This window comes from Peribacillus sp. NPDC094092 (assembly GCF_050279365.1).
Taxonomy (GTDB): domain Bacteria; phylum Bacillota; class Bacilli; order Bacillales; family DSM-1321; genus Peribacillus.
Genome location: NZ_JBNNUC010000002.1, coordinates 618475 through 640036 on the forward strand (window position 1 = coordinate 618475; position 21562 = coordinate 640036).

Annotated in this window: 18 protein-coding genes, 1 riboswitch and 1 other annotated feature; of the genes, 13 read left to right on the top strand and 5 right to left on the bottom strand. The window is 43.1% G+C overall.

The window, feature by feature from the left end; genetic code table 11:
- Positions 1-91: 91 nt before the first annotated feature.
- The gene (locus ACQKNS_RS11995) at positions 92-3109 is read right to left on the bottom strand and encodes a transglycosylase domain-containing protein (RefSeq protein WP_427643121.1); all 3018 of its coding nucleotides are present in this window, start codon (positions 3107-3109) and stop codon (positions 92-94) included.
- A gap of 145 nt (positions 3110-3254) precedes the next feature.
- Positions 3255-3471, top strand: a binding site (T-box leader).
- 66 nt (positions 3472-3537) lie between these two features.
- On the opposite strand from ACQKNS_RS11995, the gene tyrS reads away from it, so the two are divergent.
- A complete protein-coding gene (gene tyrS, locus ACQKNS_RS12000; protein ID WP_427643123.1) occupies positions 3538-4794 on the top strand; it encodes a tyrosine--tRNA ligase in 1257 nt (418 codons plus the stop codon).
- A gap of 95 nt (positions 4795-4889) precedes the next feature.
- On the opposite strand, the gene rpsD is transcribed toward tyrS, so the two are convergent.
- Both rpsD and ACQKNS_RS12010 read right to left on the bottom strand, forming a co-directional pair.
- On the bottom strand, positions 4890-5492 hold the full coding sequence (rpsD, locus tag ACQKNS_RS12005) for a 30S ribosomal protein S4 (protein WP_137018135.1): 603 nt from the start codon (positions 5490-5492) through the stop codon (positions 4890-4892).
- Positions 5493-5973: 481 nt separating this feature from the next.
- A complete protein-coding gene (locus tag ACQKNS_RS12010; RefSeq protein ID WP_427643125.1) occupies positions 5974-6453 on the bottom strand; it encodes a GAF domain-containing protein in 480 nt (159 codons plus the stop codon).
- Between the two features lie 154 nt (positions 6454-6607).
- On the opposite strand from ACQKNS_RS12010, the gene refZ reads away from it, so the two are divergent.
- A complete protein-coding gene (gene refZ, locus ACQKNS_RS12015; RefSeq protein ID WP_427643127.1) occupies positions 6608-7264 on the top strand; it encodes a forespore capture DNA-binding protein RefZ in 657 nt (218 codons plus the stop codon).
- Between the two features lies 1 nt (position 7265).
- Here refZ and hisJ read toward each other — a convergent pair whose 3' ends face one another.
- On the bottom strand, positions 7266-8069 hold the full coding sequence (gene hisJ, locus ACQKNS_RS12020; protein ID WP_427643129.1) for a histidinol-phosphatase HisJ: 804 nt from the start codon (positions 8067-8069) through the stop codon (positions 7266-7268).
- A 168-nt stretch (positions 8070-8237) separates the two neighbouring features.
- On the opposite strand from hisJ, the gene ezrA reads away from it, so the two are divergent.
- From ezrA to rarD, 7 genes are all read left to right on the top strand, one after another.
- On the top strand, positions 8238-9932 hold the full coding sequence (ezrA, locus tag ACQKNS_RS12025; RefSeq protein ID WP_427643131.1) for a septation ring formation regulator EzrA: 1695 nt from the start codon (positions 8238-8240) through the stop codon (positions 9930-9932).
- 230 nt (positions 9933-10162) lie between these two features.
- Complete coding sequence (locus tag ACQKNS_RS12030) at positions 10163-11311, top strand: cysteine desulfurase family protein (protein ID WP_427643133.1); 1149 nt, start codon at positions 10163-10165, stop codon at positions 11309-11311.
- Entirely contained in the window at positions 11308-12519 is a 1212-nt protein-coding gene (gene thiI, locus ACQKNS_RS12035; RefSeq protein WP_427643134.1) for a tRNA uracil 4-sulfurtransferase ThiI, read from the top strand. Before ACQKNS_RS12030 ends, thiI begins: the two co-directional genes overlap by 4 nt.
- 82 nt (positions 12520-12601) lie before the next feature.
- Positions 12602-12808: an alpha/beta-type small acid-soluble spore protein gene (locus ACQKNS_RS12040; RefSeq protein ID WP_034309203.1), complete on the top strand. Its 207-nt coding sequence runs from the start codon at positions 12602-12604 to the stop codon at positions 12806-12808.
- Between the two features lie 135 nt (positions 12809-12943).
- Positions 12944-14527 (top strand): acyl-CoA synthetase MbcS, encoded by a 1584-nt coding sequence (gene mbcS, locus ACQKNS_RS12045; RefSeq protein ID WP_427643136.1) that lies wholly within the window; start codon positions 12944-12946, stop codon positions 14525-14527.
- A gap of 149 nt (positions 14528-14676) precedes the next feature.
- Positions 14677-16278, top strand: coding sequence for an amidohydrolase (locus ACQKNS_RS12050; protein WP_427643138.1), 1602 nt, complete (start codon positions 14677-14679; stop codon positions 16276-16278).
- 80 nt (positions 16279-16358) lie between these two features.
- On the top strand, positions 16359-17288 hold the full coding sequence (rarD, locus tag ACQKNS_RS12055) for an EamA family transporter RarD (protein WP_427643139.1): 930 nt from the start codon (positions 16359-16361) through the stop codon (positions 17286-17288).
- A gap of 93 nt (positions 17289-17381) precedes the next feature.
- Here the strand turns inward: rarD and ACQKNS_RS12060 are convergent, their stop codons facing one another.
- Positions 17382-18209: a protein-glutamine gamma-glutamyltransferase gene (locus ACQKNS_RS12060; protein WP_427643143.1), complete on the bottom strand. Its 828-nt coding sequence runs from the start codon at positions 18207-18209 to the stop codon at positions 17382-17384.
- 301 nt (positions 18210-18510) lie between these two features.
- Positions 18511-18620, top strand: a riboswitch (TPP riboswitch).
- Between the two features lie 134 nt (positions 18621-18754).
- Here ACQKNS_RS12060 and ACQKNS_RS12065 point away from each other — a divergent pair.
- The 4 genes from ACQKNS_RS12065 to ACQKNS_RS12080 are packed head-to-tail and all read left to right on the top strand — an operon-like array spanning position 18755 to position 21552.
- A complete protein-coding gene (locus ACQKNS_RS12065) occupies positions 18755-19750 on the top strand; it encodes an ABC transporter substrate-binding protein (protein ID WP_427643144.1) in 996 nt (331 codons plus the stop codon).
- Positions 19751-19761: 11 nt separating this feature from the next.
- A complete protein-coding gene (locus ACQKNS_RS12070; protein WP_034309193.1) occupies positions 19762-20046 on the top strand; it encodes a thiamine-binding protein in 285 nt (94 codons plus the stop codon).
- Entirely contained in the window at positions 20043-20825 is a 783-nt protein-coding gene (locus ACQKNS_RS12075) for an ABC transporter permease (protein ID WP_427643146.1), read from the top strand. The genes ACQKNS_RS12070 and ACQKNS_RS12075 overlap by 4 nt, the downstream gene beginning before the upstream one ends.
- Complete coding sequence (locus tag ACQKNS_RS12080) at positions 20809-21552, top strand: ABC transporter ATP-binding protein (protein WP_427643148.1); 744 nt, start codon at positions 20809-20811, stop codon at positions 21550-21552. The genes ACQKNS_RS12075 and ACQKNS_RS12080 overlap by 17 nt, the downstream gene beginning before the upstream one ends.
- Positions 21553-21562: the final 10 nt, after the last annotated feature.

The window sequence follows — 21562 nt, forward strand, 5'->3', positions numbered from 1 at the left end:
CCATAGTCACTTTCATGGATGCCTTTTTGAAGATGATAAGGAAACAGGCTGTCGGGCGAACCCGACAGCCTGTTTTAGTTCAAGAAGAGTGTCATTCTTCTACTACTTCAGCTTTATCCGTGTCTTGCTCTTTATCATTGACTGTGTCTTGCTCTTTGTCGGTCTCTTGATTTTCTTGATCAGTATTTTCTTTGTTTTGTTCTGTGTCTTGGGCTGGCTCTTTATCTTTATCCGTTTCTTTTTCTGGTTCTTTTTCTTTATCTTTATCTGAACCGTTCTCTTCTTTTGAGGCTGGCTTTTTATCTTCGTTCGCTGCTTTATCTTTTCCGCGATCTTTTTTATTTTTGGCGGAATCTTCTTTTGAACCTGTCTTTTTAGCGCCGCTTTCAACACGTTGAGATGGGGCTGATTCTTTACCGACTATGTCTACGGCCGTTACGTAATAGGAACCGCCTGAGCCGACTTTGTAAACAAGACTCCCGCCAGCATTGATGCTCGCCACTTTTTTGCCGTCCTTATAGACGCGATAACCGACGACATCTCCTTCATGATGCAGGCCCCATGTAATCTTACCGTTACTGATCGTTATGGATAGGGGATCTGGTGCTTTGCCATTATCATTCAATTTCGCTTTCGCCCCGACGACATTTCCTGATTTTTCGCCTCCAGGAATCACGGATCCCGGGTCATCCACATATTTCAGTCCGATATCTGCAAAGGAATCGGGATTCAGCATGAACCCTCCGCTTGTGAATTCGCCAGGCGTTTGCGGAAGGGCTGCGTAGCGTTTGCTGCCGACTGATACATATTGTCCGTCTATGAAACTATCATCCGCCCTGGATGGAGCATATTTGGCGATGAATAAATCTGATTTTACAAGACCTGCCTTTTGGCATGCACTTGATGGCAGCAGTCCTGAAACGCCACAGAAGGAACGGTTGACAATTCCGCCCGGCATTTCAAATCGCTTATCGGGGTCGATGAGTTTAGGATCGACTTTGTATGCGGCATTGATCAGATCTGCCCAATAATACATATTCCGCTTATTATATTCCAGACCATTGTAGGTCCCTTGCAAGGATTTCGGTGTGTCATATCCGAGCCATGTACCGAATGATACATTTGGATTGGTTGCGACGAACCAAGCGTCCCAATAGTTTTGGGAAGTTCCGGTCTTACCTGCCCAATCACTTGAGAAAGCGAGTCGGTTCCTGACCGAAGCTGCCGTACCGCTGTTTACGACATCACGCATCATATCGAGCGTCAAGTAAGCGGCTTGCGGAGAAAATACTTCCACTGGCTTCGCTTTATGTTCATAGATGACCTTGCCATCTTTCGATACGATTTTATCGATCATATAAGCATCGACGAACTCCCCCGAATTGGCAAATGTGCCAAATGCATTGACGTTCTCTTCAACGGTTACACCTTTTGACATGGCACCCAGTGACATGGATGGATTAGAGTAATCTTCCTTCGTCACTGTTGTGAAGCCCATTTTTTCCAAATAAGAAGCTGGACCTTGGTTGATTATTTTCATGTAAAAGAGTGCTGCAGGGATATTATAGGAATTCTTCAATGCCTCACGGGCTGTCGTTACCCCTGTGTAGCTTCCGCCGCCATAGTTTCCTGGGCGCCACATGGATCCTGCCGGAATGGAAATGGGTACGTTGGCCGATACGCTTCCAGGAGAAACTTTTCCTAACTCGATCCCTGGGCCATATACGAGCAGCGGCTTCATCGTTGATCCGTTTGATCGAAGTGATGCGGTTGCATGATTCGTCTGTTCCCGCTTGAAATCACGGCCACCTACGAAACTGATGATTTTTCCTGTTTTATTTTCGATTAGAATGGCCCCGGCTTCAACGGGCTCACTCACCGTTTTCATTTCTTTCGTATCAGGATCGACGACTTGTGCCGTTTTATCGTATCCGTAATTCGGATAGTTTTTCGTTACTTCCTGCATCTTGTCATAAATCTTTTTATCAATTGTCGTATAGATCTGATAGCCGTTTTGACGCAGCTTACGATCGGCAAGTGCTAGATATTGATCTTTTAAATCATCATTCTTTAAATCTTTCTCTTCATATCCATCTTCTTTTGCAAGACTGACAGATAGGATTTCGATGGAGCGTTTTTCGATTTCATAGGTGAGCCATGGATATTTCTCGGATGGCATCTCCGTTTTGCCGATAAAGTCTTTCGTTATGTCGTATGCGACTGCTTTATCATATTCTTCCTTTGTTATGTATCCGTTACTGAACATCCGCTTTAAAACGGTTTTCATCCGGTTGATTCCGGGCTCTTGATTTTCTTTCAGTTTTCCTTTCTGGGTATATGGTGTATATCCGAAAGGGCTTTGCGGCAATCCAGCGATAAAGGCTGATTGGGGCAGTGTGAGATCTTTGGCTTCCACGCCAAAAATACCTTCAGCAGCGGACTCGACACCAGCGATGTTACGGCCTGAAGAGTTTCGTCCCAAAGTGGAGACGTTTAAGTAGGTTTCCAAAATCTCTTCTTTTTCAAAGAACTTTTCGACCCGGAGCGCAAGAAGGATTTCTTTTGCTTTCCGTTCAAACGATACCTCGTTGGTCAGGACCTGGTTTTTAATGAGCTGCTGTGTTAATGTACTTCCTCCCGATTGGACGGTTGCATTCGAAAATTCCTGGTAAATGGCACGCAGGATGGCTTTCGGGACAACCCCGTCATGCTCATAAAAATACTCATCTTCTGTAGCGATGACTGCATTCTTAAGATGCTCGGAAACTTTATCGATGGACACTTCTTCACGCTCAAGGTCACTCTTAAGCTTGCCCAAGTATACTTCATCTGCAAAGTATACTTCAGAGGTCTCTTCATAATTGTAAATGTCTTTTTTCAAATCTTCTTTTGAGCGAACTGGCTCATCATTGACGAGGGCAGCGAAATAGCCGGCTCCGACGCCGCCGGCGAATGAGAATCCTAGGATCCCGACAATAATGAGGATCAGCGTTAAATTCCAAATGACTTGGTATGTAACCCGCGCGTTCTTTTGTGTTTTTTCATTTTGGAAAAAACGGGTCATCTGCTTCCAGACTGTTTGGAATCTATCTTTTTGATTATTATTCATCGTATCATACCCCCTGAAATCACATATATTATAGCATATAACAGGTAGGGGAAAGGGATCTTTCTTATTTTTCTATAATCTGTAAGGGTATGTTGACAAGGATTCTTATGTATGATAAAAGTTTATTAACACAAAAAATGATTAAATGATCGCGATGATAGGACCCAGTAGTCAGACCATCCCTGTTTCAGAGAGCCGGTGGTTAGTGGAAATCGGTACAAATGGTATGATGAATTACTTCCTGGAGCATTTGCTGTGAAATGATTAGTAGCAGGAAACGGCTGACGACCGTTATTCGTCTTGAGCGGAGGGCATATTATGTCCTCAAGTTGGGTGGTACCGCGAATTCATTCGTCCCTTCATATTTATGAAGGGGCGTTTTTGTGTGCTTTTTGCGGGTTTTTTCTAAGATGGAGGAGGAATATTTAATGGAATTGCTTAAAGACCTCGAGTGGAGAGGGATTATTTATCAACAAACGGATGAAGAAGGTTTTAAGGACCTTTTAGAAAAAGAAAAAATTTCTTTATACTGTGGTGTCGATCCAACTGCGGATAGTATGCACATCGGACATCTATTGCCATTCTTGACATTGCGCCGTTTCCAGCAGCACGGTCATCGTCCGCTTGTACTAGTAGGCGGTGCGACTGGACTCATCGGTGATCCAAGCGGTAAAAAAGAAGAACGCCAGCTTCAAACATTGGAAAAAGTCCTTTATAATGCAGACTGCATAAAAGGGCAGCTATCCCACATCTTTGAATTCGAAGGTGAAAATGGTGCGGTCATGGTCAATAACTATGACTGGATTGGTAAAATCGATATGGTTACATTCTTGCGTGATTACGGGAAATACATCGGCATTAACTACATGCTGGCAAAAGATACGGTTGCTTCCCGCTTGGATACGGGAATTTCCTTTACTGAATTTGCGTACACGATCTTACAAGGAATTGATTTCGGTCATTTATACAGCAATTACGACTGTAAATTGCAAATTGGCGGCAGTGATCAATGGGGCAACATTACGACTGGTCTTGAAATGATCAGGAAATCCAATGATGAGAATGCAAAAGCCTTCGGTATGACAATTCCGCTCGTAACGAAAGCGGATGGGACGAAATTCGGTAAAACGGAAGGCGGAGCGATTTGGCTTGACCCGGAAAAGACGACTCCGTATGAATTTTACCAATTCTGGATCAATACAGCGGATGCCGATGTTGTGAAATACCTGAAATTCTTCACATTCCTATCTCGTGAGGCGATTGAAGAGTTAGAGCAATCCGTACAGTCCGAACCGCATTTGCGTAAAGCGCAAAAAGCTTTAGGGGAAGAAATGACCCGTTTGATTCATGGTCAGGAAGCTCTTGACCAAGCAATCAAAATCTCTGCCGCCCTATTCAGCGGCGAAGTGAAGAATTTAAGTGCAGCGGAAATCAAATTAGGCTTTAAAGATGTCCCTAGCTTCGAACGTGAAAGCAAAGAAGATATCGGTTTGGTCGATTTAATCGTGGAAGCGAAAATTTCGCCATCAAAGCGTCAGGCCCGTGAAGATATTCAGAATGGGGCGATCTCCATAAATGGGGAGAAAGTGACTGATCTGCAATATGTAGTGACGGAAGCTTCCAAGATTGAAGGGGAGTTCATCCTCGTTCGTCGCGGCAAGAAGAAATACACATTAGTTAAATGATTGTTGAAAGCCCGGCTGAATCCCAGCCGGGTTTTGTCATGCTGGGTGTTTATATGCAAAAAAAACCCCATCCATGGATGGGGTTTTTGAAGTTATTAACGAGAGTAGAACTCAACGATAAGAGCTTCGTTAATTTCAGCAGGTAATTCAGAACGTTCTGGTAAACGAGTGAAAGTACCTTCTAATTTCTCAGCATCGAAAGTAAGGAAATCAGGAACGAAGTTAGTTGCTTCTACTGATTCTTTGATGATTGAGAAGTTGCGTGATTTTTCACGAACTGCGATTGTTTGTCCAAGAGACACTTTGTAAGATGGAATGTCTACGCGGCTTCCGTCTACAGTGATGTGACCGTGGTTAACAAGTTGACGTGCTTGACGACGTGTACGAGCTAAACCAAGACGGTAAACAAGGTTGTCAAGACGTGATTCAAGAAGAATCATGAAGTTTTCACCATGAACACCTTTAAGTTTGCCAGCACGGTCGAACATTGTACGGAATTGACGTTCAGTGATTCCATACATGTGACGAAGTTTTTGTTTCTCTTGCAGTTGCATTCCGTATTCAGAAATTTTTCTGCGTTGGTTAGGACCATGTTGTCCTGGAGCATAAGGGCGTTTTTCTAATTCTTTACCAGTACCTGTTAGGGAAATTCCTAAACGACGGGATAGTTTCCAGCTTGGGCCAGTATAACGAGCCATAGGATGACTCCTCCTTTAAATGTTTTTATTTTGGTAAAATAAAAACCGTGTGAATGTACGATCATGACCATTTTGTTTTCATGTACCTTCGCCCTAGCAGCAGAGAGTTACGAGATACACCTCTGTATTGAGGAACAAAATGAGAACATAAAGGCTGTCACATAGGCTGCAATATTTTACACAAAGAGTATTGTATAATATTCTGCTCAATGAGTCAAGGACAGTTGTTATTAATTAAGGAATGGATAAAGAGAATCACAGCAAGTAATAACGATATATTAATAAAATGCAATTTCATAGAGAGGTTTTAGCGTTGGGAGGTAATGAATCCAAAAATTATGGATGGTTTGAGATGTTTCTTGGGTGCCTATGCTATCGTGGAGATTTTATATTGCGAAGAATTCAGGAAGGACCCTGAACATGTACAAATGGTCCTGTAATGGAAAAGGGAGCAGGCAAGGTTTGCCGCTCCCCTTTTACTTTATAGATGATTGGAAAGGATTTCAGCGAACTTCTCCAGTCCTTGCTGATCCATTTCGTCAAAACGGTCCGTTATCGGGCTGTCGATATCAAGGACACCGAGCAATTTGCCATCCTTCATGAGCGGTATGACAATTTCAGATCTTGATGCCGCATCGCAGGCGATATGTCCAGGGAATTGGTGGACATCCTCTACGCGCAGCGTTTTTTCAGTTGCCGCTGAAGTCCCGCATACGCCCTTTCCCATTGGAATGCGGACACAGGCTGGAAGACCTTGAAAGGGTCCTAGAATTAATTGGCCCTCTTCATATATATAAAAGCCTACCCAGTTAATCTCATCGAGAAACAGATTAAGTAAAGCTGCCGCATTGCTTAAATTGGCTATCCGGTTCGTTTCATCTTCGATTAAGGCAAGTAGTTGTTTTTGGACCAGGTCATAGTTTTCTTCTTTTTTTCCTTGATACATTTCGACATTAAACAAAAGCGTTCACCTGTCTTCCGCATATTTTTACAGCACTATCTAATCATGATGCTTTATTGTTGGGAAATTGTCGAGAACTTACTAAAGGATTCAGGCTCTTCCGTGAAGAAGTAGTCCACAAGACTTGTCTCAAAGAAAGCGAGGGATTGCCTGAATGAATCGCCAGACGCCAACGAAACAAGCCATTGTGGAAGCTGCATTGCATTTATTTCATTTAAAAGGCTATCATGCTACATCCATACGGGATATTGCGAATAAAGCGAGAGTGAACGCTGCAAACATTGCCTACTATTTCAAGAATAAACAGGGGTTGCTGGAATTCTGTTTCATATCCTATTTAGAAGAGTATATCCTGGTCCTTGAGAAGAACATGACATTGCTCGAACTTAAAGGCCCGCAGCATTGCTTGATGAATCTTGTTAAGGATATCCTCGCTTTCCAGAGGGAAAACTTCCTTGCTGCAAGGTTCATATATGGGGAATCTTCACTGGATTCCAATCTAAACCGCGAAATTCATTCGACTTATTTTACTAAGGAAAAATCTTATTTTCAATATATTTTGGAACAAGGAATCAAGAGCAGGAGTTTCCAGCAAGTCTCCGTTCCGATGTATATGCTGCAGTTGAAGGGATTATTGACGGCCCCTGTCCTGCATACCCATTATGCGATGGATGTGCTTCATGTCTTCCCGCAGGAAGCCTATTACACGAATATTTATGCCAATGAAGTCGGACGTTTTCTGCAAGATACCCTTTTCATTGCCGAAGACTTACAGCCACTGTTAGCCGGCCGGCCTGAAGTGTATACATGAGTTATCCTTTATAACCTGCAATCAGTGCGTGATGGCCCTGACCCAAATCTTTAGCCTGATGGGCATCGGAACCGTAAATAAGCGGAATGCCGAGATCCAGAGCACGTTTTGCAAATCGTTCAGGAGGATACGGTTCACCGCATAGCGGCTTTACAAGCCCGGCCCCATTATAATCTAGTTCATACTTTTGATCCTTGATCATGTCGAGAACCTTGTAAACCCGCTCGTCAAAACTTGATGCCGGCGGATATCGATGCTGGAATTTATGGACAAGCGTAATGTGCCCGATCCGTTTTGGTTTATATATGCCTAAATCAGCTTCTATTGATTTTTCCAGTGTATCGTAATATTTGGCATAAACGGAATCCACCGAACCTAGTTCATTGGCAATCTCACCAAACCCATTTTCGCTGAAATCGATGCAATGCCAACTGTTTTGATGCTTGATGAAGTGGACGGAAAGAATACTATCATCAAGGAATTCCCCGATTTCGTCGAGGAATGCTTTTGTCTCATTTTCATACCCCTCTATAAAGTCAACCTCGAGGCCTGTTTTGATCAGGATTTTGTCTTTATAGCGTTCTTTCAGTACGCGGAGCTCTTGAAAGTAATCCAGGAGCAGGGCAGCGTCCATGCCGCTGTCTTTTTCAGGCGTAGGATCTTGAAAATTTCGTGGCAACGGAGCATGTTCCGTAAATGTGATTTCCTTTAATCCTAGCTCGATTCCCCGCGTAATATATTCATCGAATTTATCCGTAGAGCCGTGAGGGCAAAACGGAGTGTGCACATGACCGTCAGCTTTCATGGTTCTTCCCTCCCAAAAAACAGGTATTTGTAGCAATTTTCTACAAAAAAATCATTTTTCTCGTCAAAAATTATTGCTAACATGGTATCATAAAAGCATTAAATTTAACATTTTTAAAATTGATATATAAACGAGCAAGACTGTAAGGACTAGAACAGGGGGCTTACCATGGATTACATAATAGGGGTAATTGTATTAATTTTGATTTTCATCATTTGGGGTTATTTTTTCAAAAAGAGATATTTTAAAGAAATCGATCGATTGGAATCCTGGAAAATAAGCATCATGCACCGCCCCGTGCTGGAAGAGCTTTCTAAAGTCAAACAATTGAACATGACAGGTGAAACAGAGGAAATGTTCGAAAACTGGCGCATTGAATGGGACGCCATCATTACGGATCATATGCCGGAAGTCGAAGAGCTTTTATTCGATGCCGAGGAATTCGTCGATAGATACCGTTTCAGCCGATCAAAAGAGGTACAGCGCAAAATTACAGTCAAGCTGAATGAAATCGAGGAAATGATCAAAAAGATCTTATACGAACTGAATGAACTCGTAGGCAGTGAGGAAAAGAATCGATTGGAAATTGAGGATATCAAAGAATCCTACCGTCAATTGAAGAAATCCCTGCTTGCGCACAGGCATAATTATGGGAAAGCGGCTGATAAGCTGGAAAATTCCTTGGATGAAGTATTGCAAATCCTCCAGAAGTATGAAGAAGAGACCGTGAACGGCAATTATTTGAATGCGAGGGAGCTTGTTCTATCCATTAAGGAAAAATTGGCGGTTCTGTCCGTTAAAATGGAAATGCTCCCAAAGTTATTGGTGGATAGCCAATCAGAGCTGCATTCCCAGCTTCAGGAATTGAAGGATGGTTATGAGGAGATGTCAGGACAAGGGTATCTGTTGAGCCATATCCAATTCGAGCAGGAAGTAACACGGCTTGAGGAAGAACTGGAACTATATAAAACACAATTGGACAATGCCGAAACGGAAGCAGTGGAAAAAGGCATTAAAGAAATGCGTGAAAGCATTGAGGTGCTTTATGACCTTTTGGAAAAAGAAGTACTTTCAAAACAGTATGTCTTGAAAAATGATGAAGTTCTCAGAAAAACGTTAAGTGACCTCGAATATGAAAACGATAAACTTAAAGTTGAAACCATACATGTTCAACACACGTATCATCTGACGGAAAATGAGCTTGATGCACAACGGAAAATGGAAAAGCAGATTGCCCAGATTTCGAAACGCCATCAATTGCTCGTCTTGAAAATGGAGGATAATGTGATGGCAAGCTCCCTTATCAGCGAAGAGATGAAGGGGCTGGCTGAACAGTTGAAGGAATTACAGGAACATCAGAAAGACTTTACCGTTAAATTACAGGCTTTACGAAAAGATGAAATGGATGCCAGGGATGCATTGGCCGAATTGAAACGCAAAATGGTCGATACTGGACGTTTAATTGCAAAAAGCAATATTCCAGGTCTTCCTGAAGAGTATAAAGTGGTGCTTCAGGACGCCAAAGAAAGCATGGACGACGTTCAGGGGAAACTCGAAGAAAAGCCGCTTGACATGGCCGCTGTTTATATTTATTTGGAAAAGGCGGTTCAACAGGTGGATAGGGTCCACGAAAAAGCAAAAGAATTGATCGAACATATGTATTTGGCCGAAAAGGTGATCCAATTCGGAAATCGCTATCGCAGCAGTCACGATATGGTTGCCGAGAGCCTTAGGGATGCCGAGGACAAATTCCGAAGCTATGAATACCAAGCCGCATTGGAAACGGCAGCCACGGCCATCGAAAAGGTCGACCCAGGCAGTTTACGAAAAATCGGGGCGAACATAGAAGAAGTCCTTTCCTAAAAAACCCGCCATGGCGGGTTTTTTCTTTTACCGGGCCCTGAAATAGACTGGCGGAAGTTAAGCCATTCTGCTGGACTAAAAAGAAAGCAGGTCTCCTATCATTCAGGGGACCAGTGTTTTACATTCTCTTTCAAATTCAATTATGTTAATATTAGAAGTTGCAACAGCAACATTAAACGTATATTCAGTAGAGTGACCATCATAGATACAAAAACATGGAAGGTGAACCCATGATTTATTTTGATAATAGTGCAACAACAAAACCATATCCCGAAGTGATCGAATCATTCATGAAGGTTACTTCGGACTATTTCGGGAACCCCTCTTCGCTTCATGGACTTGGGGTGCAATCCGAAAAACTGCTTTCCGCTGCAAGAAAGCAGATCGCTGATTTACTAAAGGTGAAGAGTTCGGAAATATATTTCACTTCCGGGGGGACGGAAGGAAATAATCTTGCCATCAAAGGGGCCGCCCGTTCTCAGGGGAATCGCGGCAAACACATAATCACGACAGCGATTGAACATCCTTCTGTAGAGGATGCATGCCAATCATTGACGAAAATGGGCTATGAGATCACATATCTTCGCGTTAACGAATTTGGGCAAATGGATGTAACGGATCTTAAGGAAGCATTGAGAGAAGATACCATTTTGGTTTCCGTCATGCATGTTAATAATGAAGTTGGCTCGATTCAGCCGATTGCTGAAATTGGCGAATTGCTTAATCAATACCCAAACGTGCTCTTTCATGTTGATCATGTACAGGGAACAGGCAAGGTTTCGTTATCATTGCGCGAAGCCAATGTGGATTTATGTACAATTTCCGGCCACAAGGTTCACGGCTTGAAAGGGACAGGCATCCTTTATGTCCGTGAAGGCGTTCGGGTCGATCCGCTTTTCCATGGTGGCAACCAAGAAACGAAAATCAGGAGCGGCACCGAGAATGTTGCGGGAATCGTGGCGCTATCGAAGGCTTTGCGTATTAGTATGAACAATCAATTGCTGTATCATGATAAGCTGCAGCAAATCAAAACATATTTATATAAAGGCTTGAAGGAAATGGAAGGGGTGCTGGTTAACAGTCCTGAAGAGGGTGCACCCCATATTTTGAATTTTTCCGTTCCGGGGATTAAATCCGAGGTCTTGCTGCATGCACTTGAATCGGAGGGAATATATGTTTCGACGACCAGTGCCTGTTCTTCGAAAAAAAGGACGGTAAGCAAAACGGTGGATGCGATGTTCCATAATTCAGCACGTTCCGAAAGCGTCATCCGGATCAGTACTACCTATGGAAATGAAATGGGAGAAGCAAAGCAAGTTCTGGCGGCGATACAGAAAATAGTCGCTAATTTAGAAAAAATAATGAGGGTTGCAAAATGAAATTTGATCATATAATTATCCGTTATGGAGAAATCTCCACAAAAAAAAGAAACCGTAAAGGCTTTGTAGACAAAATGAAAGCACATATCCGCTGGAGTTTAAAAGATATAGAAGGCGTAGTGCTTACAGCGAATCGGGAGCGGATGTACGTTCTCCTGAACGGTGCGGACCATAAACCAGTCATTGACAGGTTGAAAGGCATTTTTGGAATTCAGTCATTAAGCCCCGCAATAAAAATAGAGCGTGATTTGGAAGTGATGAAAACGGCAGCATTGTATTATCTTCATCATACTCTTGAAGAGGTGAACACGTTCAAAATCACGACAAAACGCGCGGATAAGGATTTTCCATATAATACCGATGAAATTAACAGGGCAATCGGCGGGCATCTACTGCGAAATACAGAAGATTTAAAAGTGGATGTAAAGAACCCTGATTTGAACCTGCTGGTGGAAGTGAGACGCGAAGCCGTATATTTGACAGGGGAAATCATCCAGGGGGCAGGCGGTCTTCCATTCGGTTCAAGCGGGAAGGCGATGCTGATGCTTTCAGGCGGGATTGATAGCCCTGTTGCGGGATTCCTTTCGATGAAACGGGGATTGGACGTGGAAGCGATCCATTTTTACAGCCCGCCGTTCACAAGCGAACGTTCACGTCAAAAGGTCATTGATTTGGCAGGCAAGCTTGCAGAAATAAATGGAAGCATGAAAGTGCATATCGTGCCATTTACGGAAATCCAATTATTGATTCAAAAACAAATTCCGGAAAACTACTCAATGACTACAACCCGGCGTTTAATGATGCGGGTCGCCGATCGAATCCGTGAAAAGGAAGAAGCCATGGCACTGATTACAGGTGAAAGCCTTGGGCAGGTTGCGAGCCAGACGATGAGCAGCATGTTTGCCATCAATGAGGTGACGAATACACCGATCCTGCGTCCGCTGATTACCATGGATAAGACAGAAATCATCAAAATTGCAAGAGAGCTTGATACTTTTGAAATATCCAATTTGCCGTACGAGGATTGCTGTACGGTCTTCACGCCTGCAAGCCCAAAAACGAAACCGAAACGTGAGAAAGTCAATTACTATGAAAGCTTCGTGGACTTTGAATCCTTGATTGAAAAAGCGGTCTCTGATACAGAAATATTAACGGTTAAACCCGGTCAGACTTTCGACACGGAAGAAGCAATGGAAGACTTATTTTAATATCCTGTAATTACCAATAAAATTATGCGAATGAAGCCATGTGTTTTAACACACTCTATAATCACAAGGAGGTGAAAAACACATGGCAAACAACAACAGCTCAAACGAATTATTGGTACCTGGAGTGGAACAAGCTCTACAACAAATGAAATATGAAATCGCTACAGAATTCGGCGTACAACTTGGTGCCGACACAACATCTCGCGCTAACGGTTCAGTTGGTGGAGAAATCACAAAACGCCTTGTTCAAATGGCTGAACAACAATTAGGCGGAGGATTCAACAGATAATTTAATAAATATGGCTACAGAGAGCGGGTTCTCATACCCGCTCTCTTTATTTATTTGTAAAAATAAATAGAAATATTAGAGAAGTATCTTGTATAATGAGTAGGTACTAAGAGTTCATAATTGGAGGGGAAGAATATGAAGCGTGAAGACTTATTGGCTCCGGAACATTACAACTTAGTGAGTGAAATGGAACGTTTTGCAAAAGATCCAGAAAAAGTTGCCGTACTCTGGGAGAACGAAACCGGGGATAAAAAACAACTTACATATGAAAATTTATTAAAAAGTGCAAATAAAATCGGAAATGCCTTCAAGAAAAAAGGACTGGGTAAAGGTGATACCGTCCTTATCATAATCCCTCGTTTGGTGGAAGCTTATCAAGTGTATTTAGCCGCATTGAAAATGGGCATGATTGTCATACCTTGTTCCGAAATGCTTCGTGCGAAGGACTTGCAGTATCGAGTCAACCATGGTGATGTCAAAGGAATCATCAGTTATCATGAATATACTCATGAATTGAATGAAATTGAAGGGGCGGAAAGCCTCCTGAAATTTTCAATCGGAAAACGAATCGAAAATTGGCTGGATTTGAATGAGCTTGCCGATGAGGAATCAGATCAACTGCCTATGGCCGACACGAAGAGTGAAGATATGGCGTTCTTATCGTATACTTCCGGAACGACAGGAAATCCAAAAGGGGTCGTCCATACACATGGATGGGCTTATGCCCATTTGAAAACGTCTGCAGCAAACTGGCTTGGCATAAGCGAAACGGATGTGGTCTGGGCAACTGCAGGCCCAGGTTGGCAAAAGTGGATCTGGAGTCCTTTCCTGGCGGTTCTGGGAACGGGAGCGGCCGGTCTTGCCTATCATGGGAAGTTCGAGGCGAAAAAATATCTTCAGCTGCTTCAGGATTACAAAGTGAATGCATTATGCTGCACACCGACCGAGTACCGATTGATGGCAAAGGCGGATAACCTTGATGACTATGATTTATCCCATCTTCATAGTGCTGTATCAGCGGGAGAGCCTTTAAATCAAAAAGTGTTCGAGGTCTTTAAAAACCATTTCCATATTGAAGTGCGTGATGGATATGGGCAGACCGAAAATACCCTGTTGGTAGGCGTAACGAAAGGCATGGAAATCAAATTGGGCTCCATGGGCAAACCGACTCCGGGCAACCATGTGGAAATCATTGATGATTCAGGTAAACCTTGTTCTCCGGGGGTGGTGGGAGATATAGCCGTACATGTAGAAACGCCTGCTCTCTTTAAAGAATATTTTAAAGATCCCGAGCGGACATCGCAGCAGTTCCGCGGGGACTATTATATCACCGGCGACCAAGCGAAAAAGGATGAGGATGGTTATTTCTGGTTTGAGGGCCGTTCTGATGATATCATCATCAGCTCGGGATATACGATTGGACCGTTTGAAGTGGAAGATGCACTCGTTAAGCATCCATTTGTTAAAGAGTGTGCCGTCATAGCAAGCCCTGATGAAATAAGGGGAAATGTGGTCAAGGCATATGTAGTCTTGATGGAGGATATCGATCCGAACAGCCAAGGCTTGATCCAGACGCTCCAATCGCATGTGAAGGAATTGACTGCCCCATATAAATATCCAAGGAAAATCGAATTTTTAGAAGAGCTGCCCAAAACGACATCAGGTAAAATCAAACGGGTGGATTTACGTAAAAGGGAAGAAGCATTCCTTAACAATTGATTGAAAGCATCACCGTCAGCCCCCAAGGCTGGCGTTTTTTTTACATTTGCTTTGATAAAAGCATAAATATGGGAAATCATGATATGAGATGGTACACTTACTGCATATCTGCACAGTAACAATCATTTAATAAGGAGTGTAAAGCCGGAATGGGAACGTTATGGTTCAATGGGTCGATTTATACGATGATTAAAGAAAACGATCAAGTGGAGGCAGTTTTCACTGAAAAGGGGGTAATTGTTGATACCGGCAGCCTGGACTATTTGAAAAATGAATATGCCGGCGATATTTCCAGGGAAATCGACTTAAATGGACAAACGATGCTGCCGGGGTTAGTGGATAGTCACCTGCATTTGGTCGGGCATGGTGAAAGGCTGCTTCGTTTAGACCTCTCTTTGATGGATAGCAGGGAGTCCATCTTGAAGTCCTTGAAGGAAAAGTGCTCAAAAACCCCGGCTGGAAAGTGGATTGTTGCCGAAGGGTGGAATGAAAATGAATGGCCGAGTCCTGAATTGATAGTACGGGATGATCTTGACGCGATATCGACAGAACATCCCATCGTCTTGAAAAGGATCTGCCGTCATGCCTTGGTGGTCAATTCCCGCGCACTTTTGGAAGCGGATATTAAAGAAGATATAAAAGAACCTTCAGGCGGGGTGATCTGCCGTTATCCCGATGGGCGTTTAAATGGTTTATTTAAAGAAAGTCAGGCGCAGAACCTTATTTTAGACAGCCTTCCCGGCATTGATCAAGAGTATATCGAAAACGCGCTCACAGAGGCCATAGAAGATGCATACAAGCTAGGTTTGACTGGCGGGCATACTGAGGACCTCCATTATTACAATGGCTTCATGCCGACATATCAGGCGTTTAAATCGGTAATCGAGGACCGGGAAATGGCCTTTCGCGCCAATTTGCTCGTCCATCACGAAGCGTTTGATGAAATGCTGGCAGCGGGCGGCGGCTATCAGAAAGGTACGCGATATATCAAATTCGACAGCATGAAGATATTTACCGACGGGTCCTTGGGCGGACGCACTGCCCTGTTGAGCGAGCCTTATGTAGATCAAAAGGATACGAATGGAGTCGCGATATTCACTGAAAACGAGCTTCAGGAATGGGTGAAAAAAGCAAGGGATGCCGGAATGCCGATTGCTGTTCATGCGATTGGCGATCTCGCTTTTGAATACGTCTTGAATGCAATAGAAACCCTTCCCCCGAAAAAGGGGCAGAGGGACCGGCTCATCCATGCGCAGATTGTCCGGCCGGAGCTGTTGGAGCGGGCGGCAAAGCTGCCGGTAATCTTTGATATCCAACCGGGCTTCGTCCCGTCCGATTTTCCGTGGGTGGAGGAAAAGGTTCCAGCTGATCTATTGGAATTCTCCTATGCCTGGAAAACCTATTTGAAGTTGGGCATCATTTGTGCGGGAGGGTCGGATGCGCCCATTGAACCATTAAATCCTATTTTGGGCATTCATGCAGCTGTCACAAGGATGAAAATCAACAGTGAGGACCGGACCGTATATGGTTTGGGTGAAAGGCTTTCCGTATACGAGGCTTTCTCACTGTATACAAAAGGGAGTGCTGCAGCAATCGGCCAGGAAAAACGTCGCGGTGCGATCATGGAAGGGTACGATGCAGATTTTACCGTGTTTAATCTGGATGTCTTTGATGTTGAGCCGGATGATCTCCTAAAAGCTGAGGCGGTCATGACGGTCATTGATGACAAAATCATGTATGATAAAAAATAACAGTTGCAAAAAAAGAAATGGGAATACAAAATTGTTAGATGGATTTAGATAAAGGAATGTAAATGGAAAGAAGGCTTGTTATGAAAGTGGATGAACAAAAAGAAGGGGCGATCTATGCAGCCCTTTCTTACATGATGTGGGGAATCGTGCCGGTTTACTGGAAGTTCCTTCAGGGAGTCGGTGCAACAGAAATTTTAGCTCAGAGGGTATTATGGTCTTTCGTGTTCATGCTGGTGTTATTGATGTTCATGAAAAAGTGGCAAGCGTTTCTTGTTTATGTCAAAAACATAATGGGAAATCCCAAACTCTTTACGGCATTACTTACGGCGTCACTGCTTGTTACAGCTAATTGGGGAGTGTTCATCTGGGCCGTTAATTCAGGCCGGATCCTCGACACGAGCCTTGGATATTATATCAATCCGTTAGTCAGTGTACTATTGGGAGTGATAGTCTTAAAAGAAAAATTGAGCCGGGCCCAAATCATTTCATTCCTGCTTGCAGGAATCGGCGTCTTGATCCTTGGCATTCATTTCGGCACGATTCCGTGGATCTCTCTTGTTTTGGCCATGACCTTCGGATTATACGGTCTGGCAAAAAAAATGATCAAGGCCGAATCGGCGATCGGGCTGACGCTCGAAACGATGATGGTAACCCCTCTTGCCCTTGGTTACCTGATATACTTGATGAACCAATCAGAAATGCAATTCTTTACAGAGGGAAGCACAAGCCTGCTATTGGTGGGAGGCGGGATTGTAACGGCATTGCCTCTTTTATATTTTGCGAAAGGGGCGGAGAAGATCCCGTTATCGATGCTTGGCATTTTTCAGTATATCGCTCCGACCTTATCTTTATTGATCGGTGTATTCGTCTATCATGAAAGTTTTACGAAAGCACATCTTTTAGCCTTTTTGTTCATATGGTCAGCCTTGGCTGTTTATACAGTATCCATAACGAAGTGGGGTCAGGCAAGTGCCCGCAGGTTCAAAGGCAAAGGGAATATTGGTGCTTGAATAACAAAAAATGCTTGGGAGATTTCTCTCCAAGCATTTTTTTTATGGCGGTATTTAATGAAACGGTTTTACGGCATAGGAGAAATGCCAGGGTCATGAAAGGTAAATATTCGAACCTATTTCAGTTACAATACAATTGGAAAGGCTGGAAGGACTTTGATTTGGCTTTGCACGGGGGATGTTTTGTCGGAATTGGCTATAGAAGGAACTATCCAGGAAAATGATATGAGTTGTCAGGTATGCCGATATGGTGGCGAATGGCTTTCTATTGCTATTTAATTCCGTGATGATTCCCTGTGCACTGGTAATGCCGATTCCGTGACCATAATAGAGGTTGTTTCCTAATAATATGGCATTTTCACCTTGCCATTCAGGAGTTGACTCGTCGTGCTCAGGGTTTTTGAAATAAACGCAATCTCCCGGTAAATAATCCCTTCCTTGATGAATATCGAGAGCCATATTTTGTGGAGGGTGCCAGTCATATAAAACTAGGTTTGAAAAAAGGTGGTCGAAATTCCTGGGGCCGATTAAATCCAATATGGCCTTTAGAAAAGTGACGACTATCGCTGTCCCGCATTCGAAAGCATAAAGCCTTCCATTTATGAAAATGTCAAGGAGTGCAGCATGAGGGAGAACCCCTGGCTGAAGGGTAAAGGTGCCATCCTTTGAAAGGCGCCAATATTGTTTATTGGATTCCGATTCCTCAAGTGTGGAAAATTCTGCATCACTTTTATCCAACGCAATGGCTGCCGCAATGACTCGGTTTCGCAGTTGTATCTCGAAATTAAACTCTCCAAAGTTCCGGTATTCAAAAACGTTCGAATCCTCCGCCAGCGATTGAACAATTTCAAGCGATTTAGCAGGTGCTATTCCTGGTTGGATTTGACTGACATCTAACCATTTGTGATTAATCTTTATCATGATCATATCCACCTTTTGCTTATTTAAATGAACGGTTAATAAAACGGGTAAACAAAAATGTCTACATAATGCTCATTATATGAATGCCAGCAAGGAAGTGACTATTTGGAACGTTTCAGCGCCTTTGCAGCCGAGAATGATTGGAATGAAAAGTGGGCAGAAGTTTTTTGCTTTCATCGCAAAAGATGTTTTGCTGGATATCCTAGATGACTGGAATACCTTTCCAATTAGCGAGAAGAAGCAAATTAGTATTCCTTTTTCCCCATGAATTGATATAATGGGAGAGAAAAGTTCATATGTGCGAGAAATGTAGGGGGGCCGGTACTGCTGGCTGAGATTGCATCCTTTAGATGCTGACTCTTTGAACCTGATCTGGATGATGCCAGCGGAGGGAACATATTATGACTGACTTTCTGTTTTATATGTTAACGTCCGAATTCACCTTCGGGCGTTTTTTGCTTATTTATCCAGTATTTGAATGAACCCTGGAGCCCCGATATGGTTCCGGCATATGGATCTTATATGATGTGTAGGAGGATAATGACTTGAATAAATTCTTGCCACTGTTAACTTCGTTGTTCCTTTTGGCTGGATGCGGTGCAGGCGGAACGAATGAAAAAGAAGAAGCATCTAAAAATGAAGAATTAAAAAAAGTATCGGTCGTGCTCGATTGGACACCGAATACAAACCATACAGGATTGTATGTAGCCAAGGAAAAAGGTTATTTTAAAGAACAAGGTCTTGATGTGGAAATTATCATGCCAGGTGAAGCAGGAGCTGATAAGCTTGTCGCTTCAGGAAAATCTGAATTTGGCGTCAGTTACCAGGAGGGCATAACGCAGGCCCGTGTGCAGGGTGTGCCAATTGTTTCGGTAGCTGCCGTCATCCAGCATAATACCTCGGGATTCGCTTCCCCTGAAGCAAAGAACATTAAAACTCCCAAGGATTTTGAAGGGAAAACGTATGGTGGCTGGGGATCTCCGGTTGAAAAGGCCATCATGGATTCACTCATGAAAAAAGAAAATGCGGATGTAAATAAAGTGGATATAGTCAATACAGGAGACACGGATTTTTTCACTTCGGTTAAAAGGGATATAGATTTTGCCTGGATTTATTATGGATGGACAGGCATTGAGGCTGAATTGCGAAATGAGAAGCTTAATATGGTTTACTTAACCGAATACTCTGATAAACTTGATTACTATACGCCTGTATTGACTACGAATGAAAAGATGATAAAAGAAGATCCCGAGACTGTTAAAGCATTCGTTCATGCAGCATCGAAAGGGTACCAGTTTGCGATCAAGAATCCTGCTGATGCAGCAGACATGTTAACAAAGGCTGCACCGGATCTTGATGCAAAACTGGTGAAGAAAAGCCAGGAGTGGCTTGCAGACAAGTATCAGGATGATGCTCCGCGATGGGGTGAACAAAAGCTTGAAATTTGGAAGAATTACAGTGATTGGATGATTGAAAATAAGCTTCTTGAAGGTGATTTCGATCCTGAAAAGGCATTTACCAATGAATTTTTACCAAAATAGGAGGAAATGCAATGGCCAACTCATTAATTAGTATACAGATTATCCCTAAAGGGGAAAATGTCATCCCAATGGTCGATGAAGCAATCAAGATCATTGAAGAATCAGGTGTCAAGTATGAGGTTCACCCGCTTGAAACGACAATGGAGGGTGAGCTTTCCGAACTTTTTGCCGTGATAGAAAAAATGAATGTAAGAATGATTGAAATAGGATCGCCGAATGTCATTTCCCAAGTGAAAATATTATATCAGCCAAGCGGGATTACGATGGATACGTTAACGGAGAAATATCGGGCATGATCGGAAGGGGAATTTGGAAGAAGGGGGCTCCCTTCTTTCTTTTATTATTGTTGCTGATAGTATGGGAGTCAGTGACAGTCTTATTGAAAGTCGAAGAATGGCTGCTTCCCGCTCCATCTGCCATTTTCATTGAAGGAATTGAGTCGTCCGGCAATCTTTTCGGACACCTTATATCCACAACCGAGCTTGCGTTGTCGGGTTTTTTTATTGGAAGCTGCATCGGCTTATTGATAGCGGCAATCTTACACCTATTTCCAGGTGTGAAGGACGCTGTTTATCCACTGCTCATACTATCACAAAATATACCGATCATTGTTTTGGCGCCGCTCTTGGTGATCTGGTTTGGCTTTGGCATGCTGCCTAAGTTAATAGTGATTTCGCTTGTATGTTTTTTTCCGGTTGCGGTTGCATCATTGGACGGTTTTCGCCAGACACCCTACGAACTTAAGCATTATTTCAAGATGATGGGAGCGGGAAAAAACCAGCTATTTTGGAAGCTGGAACTCCCTCACTCGGTCCCGTTCATTTTCTCCGGCCTGAAAATTTCGGCCACCTATAGTGTAATGGGTGCGGTTATTTCGGAATGGCTTGGGGCAAAATCGGGGATTGGTGTTTATATGACCCTCGCTTCCTCTGCGTTCAGGACAGATCGGGTGTTTGTTGCCATTTTCATCATCATGGGAATGAGCCTGATCTTTTTTGGAATCATCACCTTCCTGGAGAAATACTTAATTTCTTGGAAGAGAAAGGAGGGCGAAAAGGATGAAGCTGGAAATTAAAGACGTCTCCTATTCTTTCGATGGTAAACAGAATATATTGGATAATATGAATTTCCATGTGGATGATGGGGAATTTGTCACGATCCTTGGGCCATCGGGGAGCGGTAAAAGTACATTGTTCCATTTGATCGGCGGCATTCTGAAGCCAGATCAGGGCATCATTTCACTGGATGGTAAAAAGATTAATGGCTTAAAGGGCCATATCAGCTATATGCCTCAGCAGCCTTCGCTTCTACCTTGGAGGACGGTATTGGAAAATGTTTTGCTTGGAAGTGAACTTGCTGGAATCAGAGATAAAGAAAAGGCAAAAGCCCTTTTGATGAAAGCTGGATTAGAAGAGTACGAGAAAGCATATCCGCATGAATTATCAGGAGGCATGAAGCAAAGGGCCGCATTCATCCGGAGTATCTTAAGTCAACAGGACTTGATGTGCCTGGACGAACCCTTTTCTGCCTTGGATGAACTGACAAGATTGCAAATGCAAAAATGGCTGTTATCGGTTTGGGAAGAAAATCGGAGGTCGGTGCTATTTGTTACGCATAGCATAGATGAAGCGGTTTTCCTTTCAGATAGAATTTATGTGTTATCAGCAAAACCGGCTGCTGTCATCAAAGAAGTGAAAATTCCATTTCCAAGGCCAAGAAGTGAAGAACAGCTTCTTAGTGATGAATTTTTTCATTTGAAGAGAGATTTATATGCAGCACTGAAGCCAACTATTTCTACTTAAAGGAGGCGAT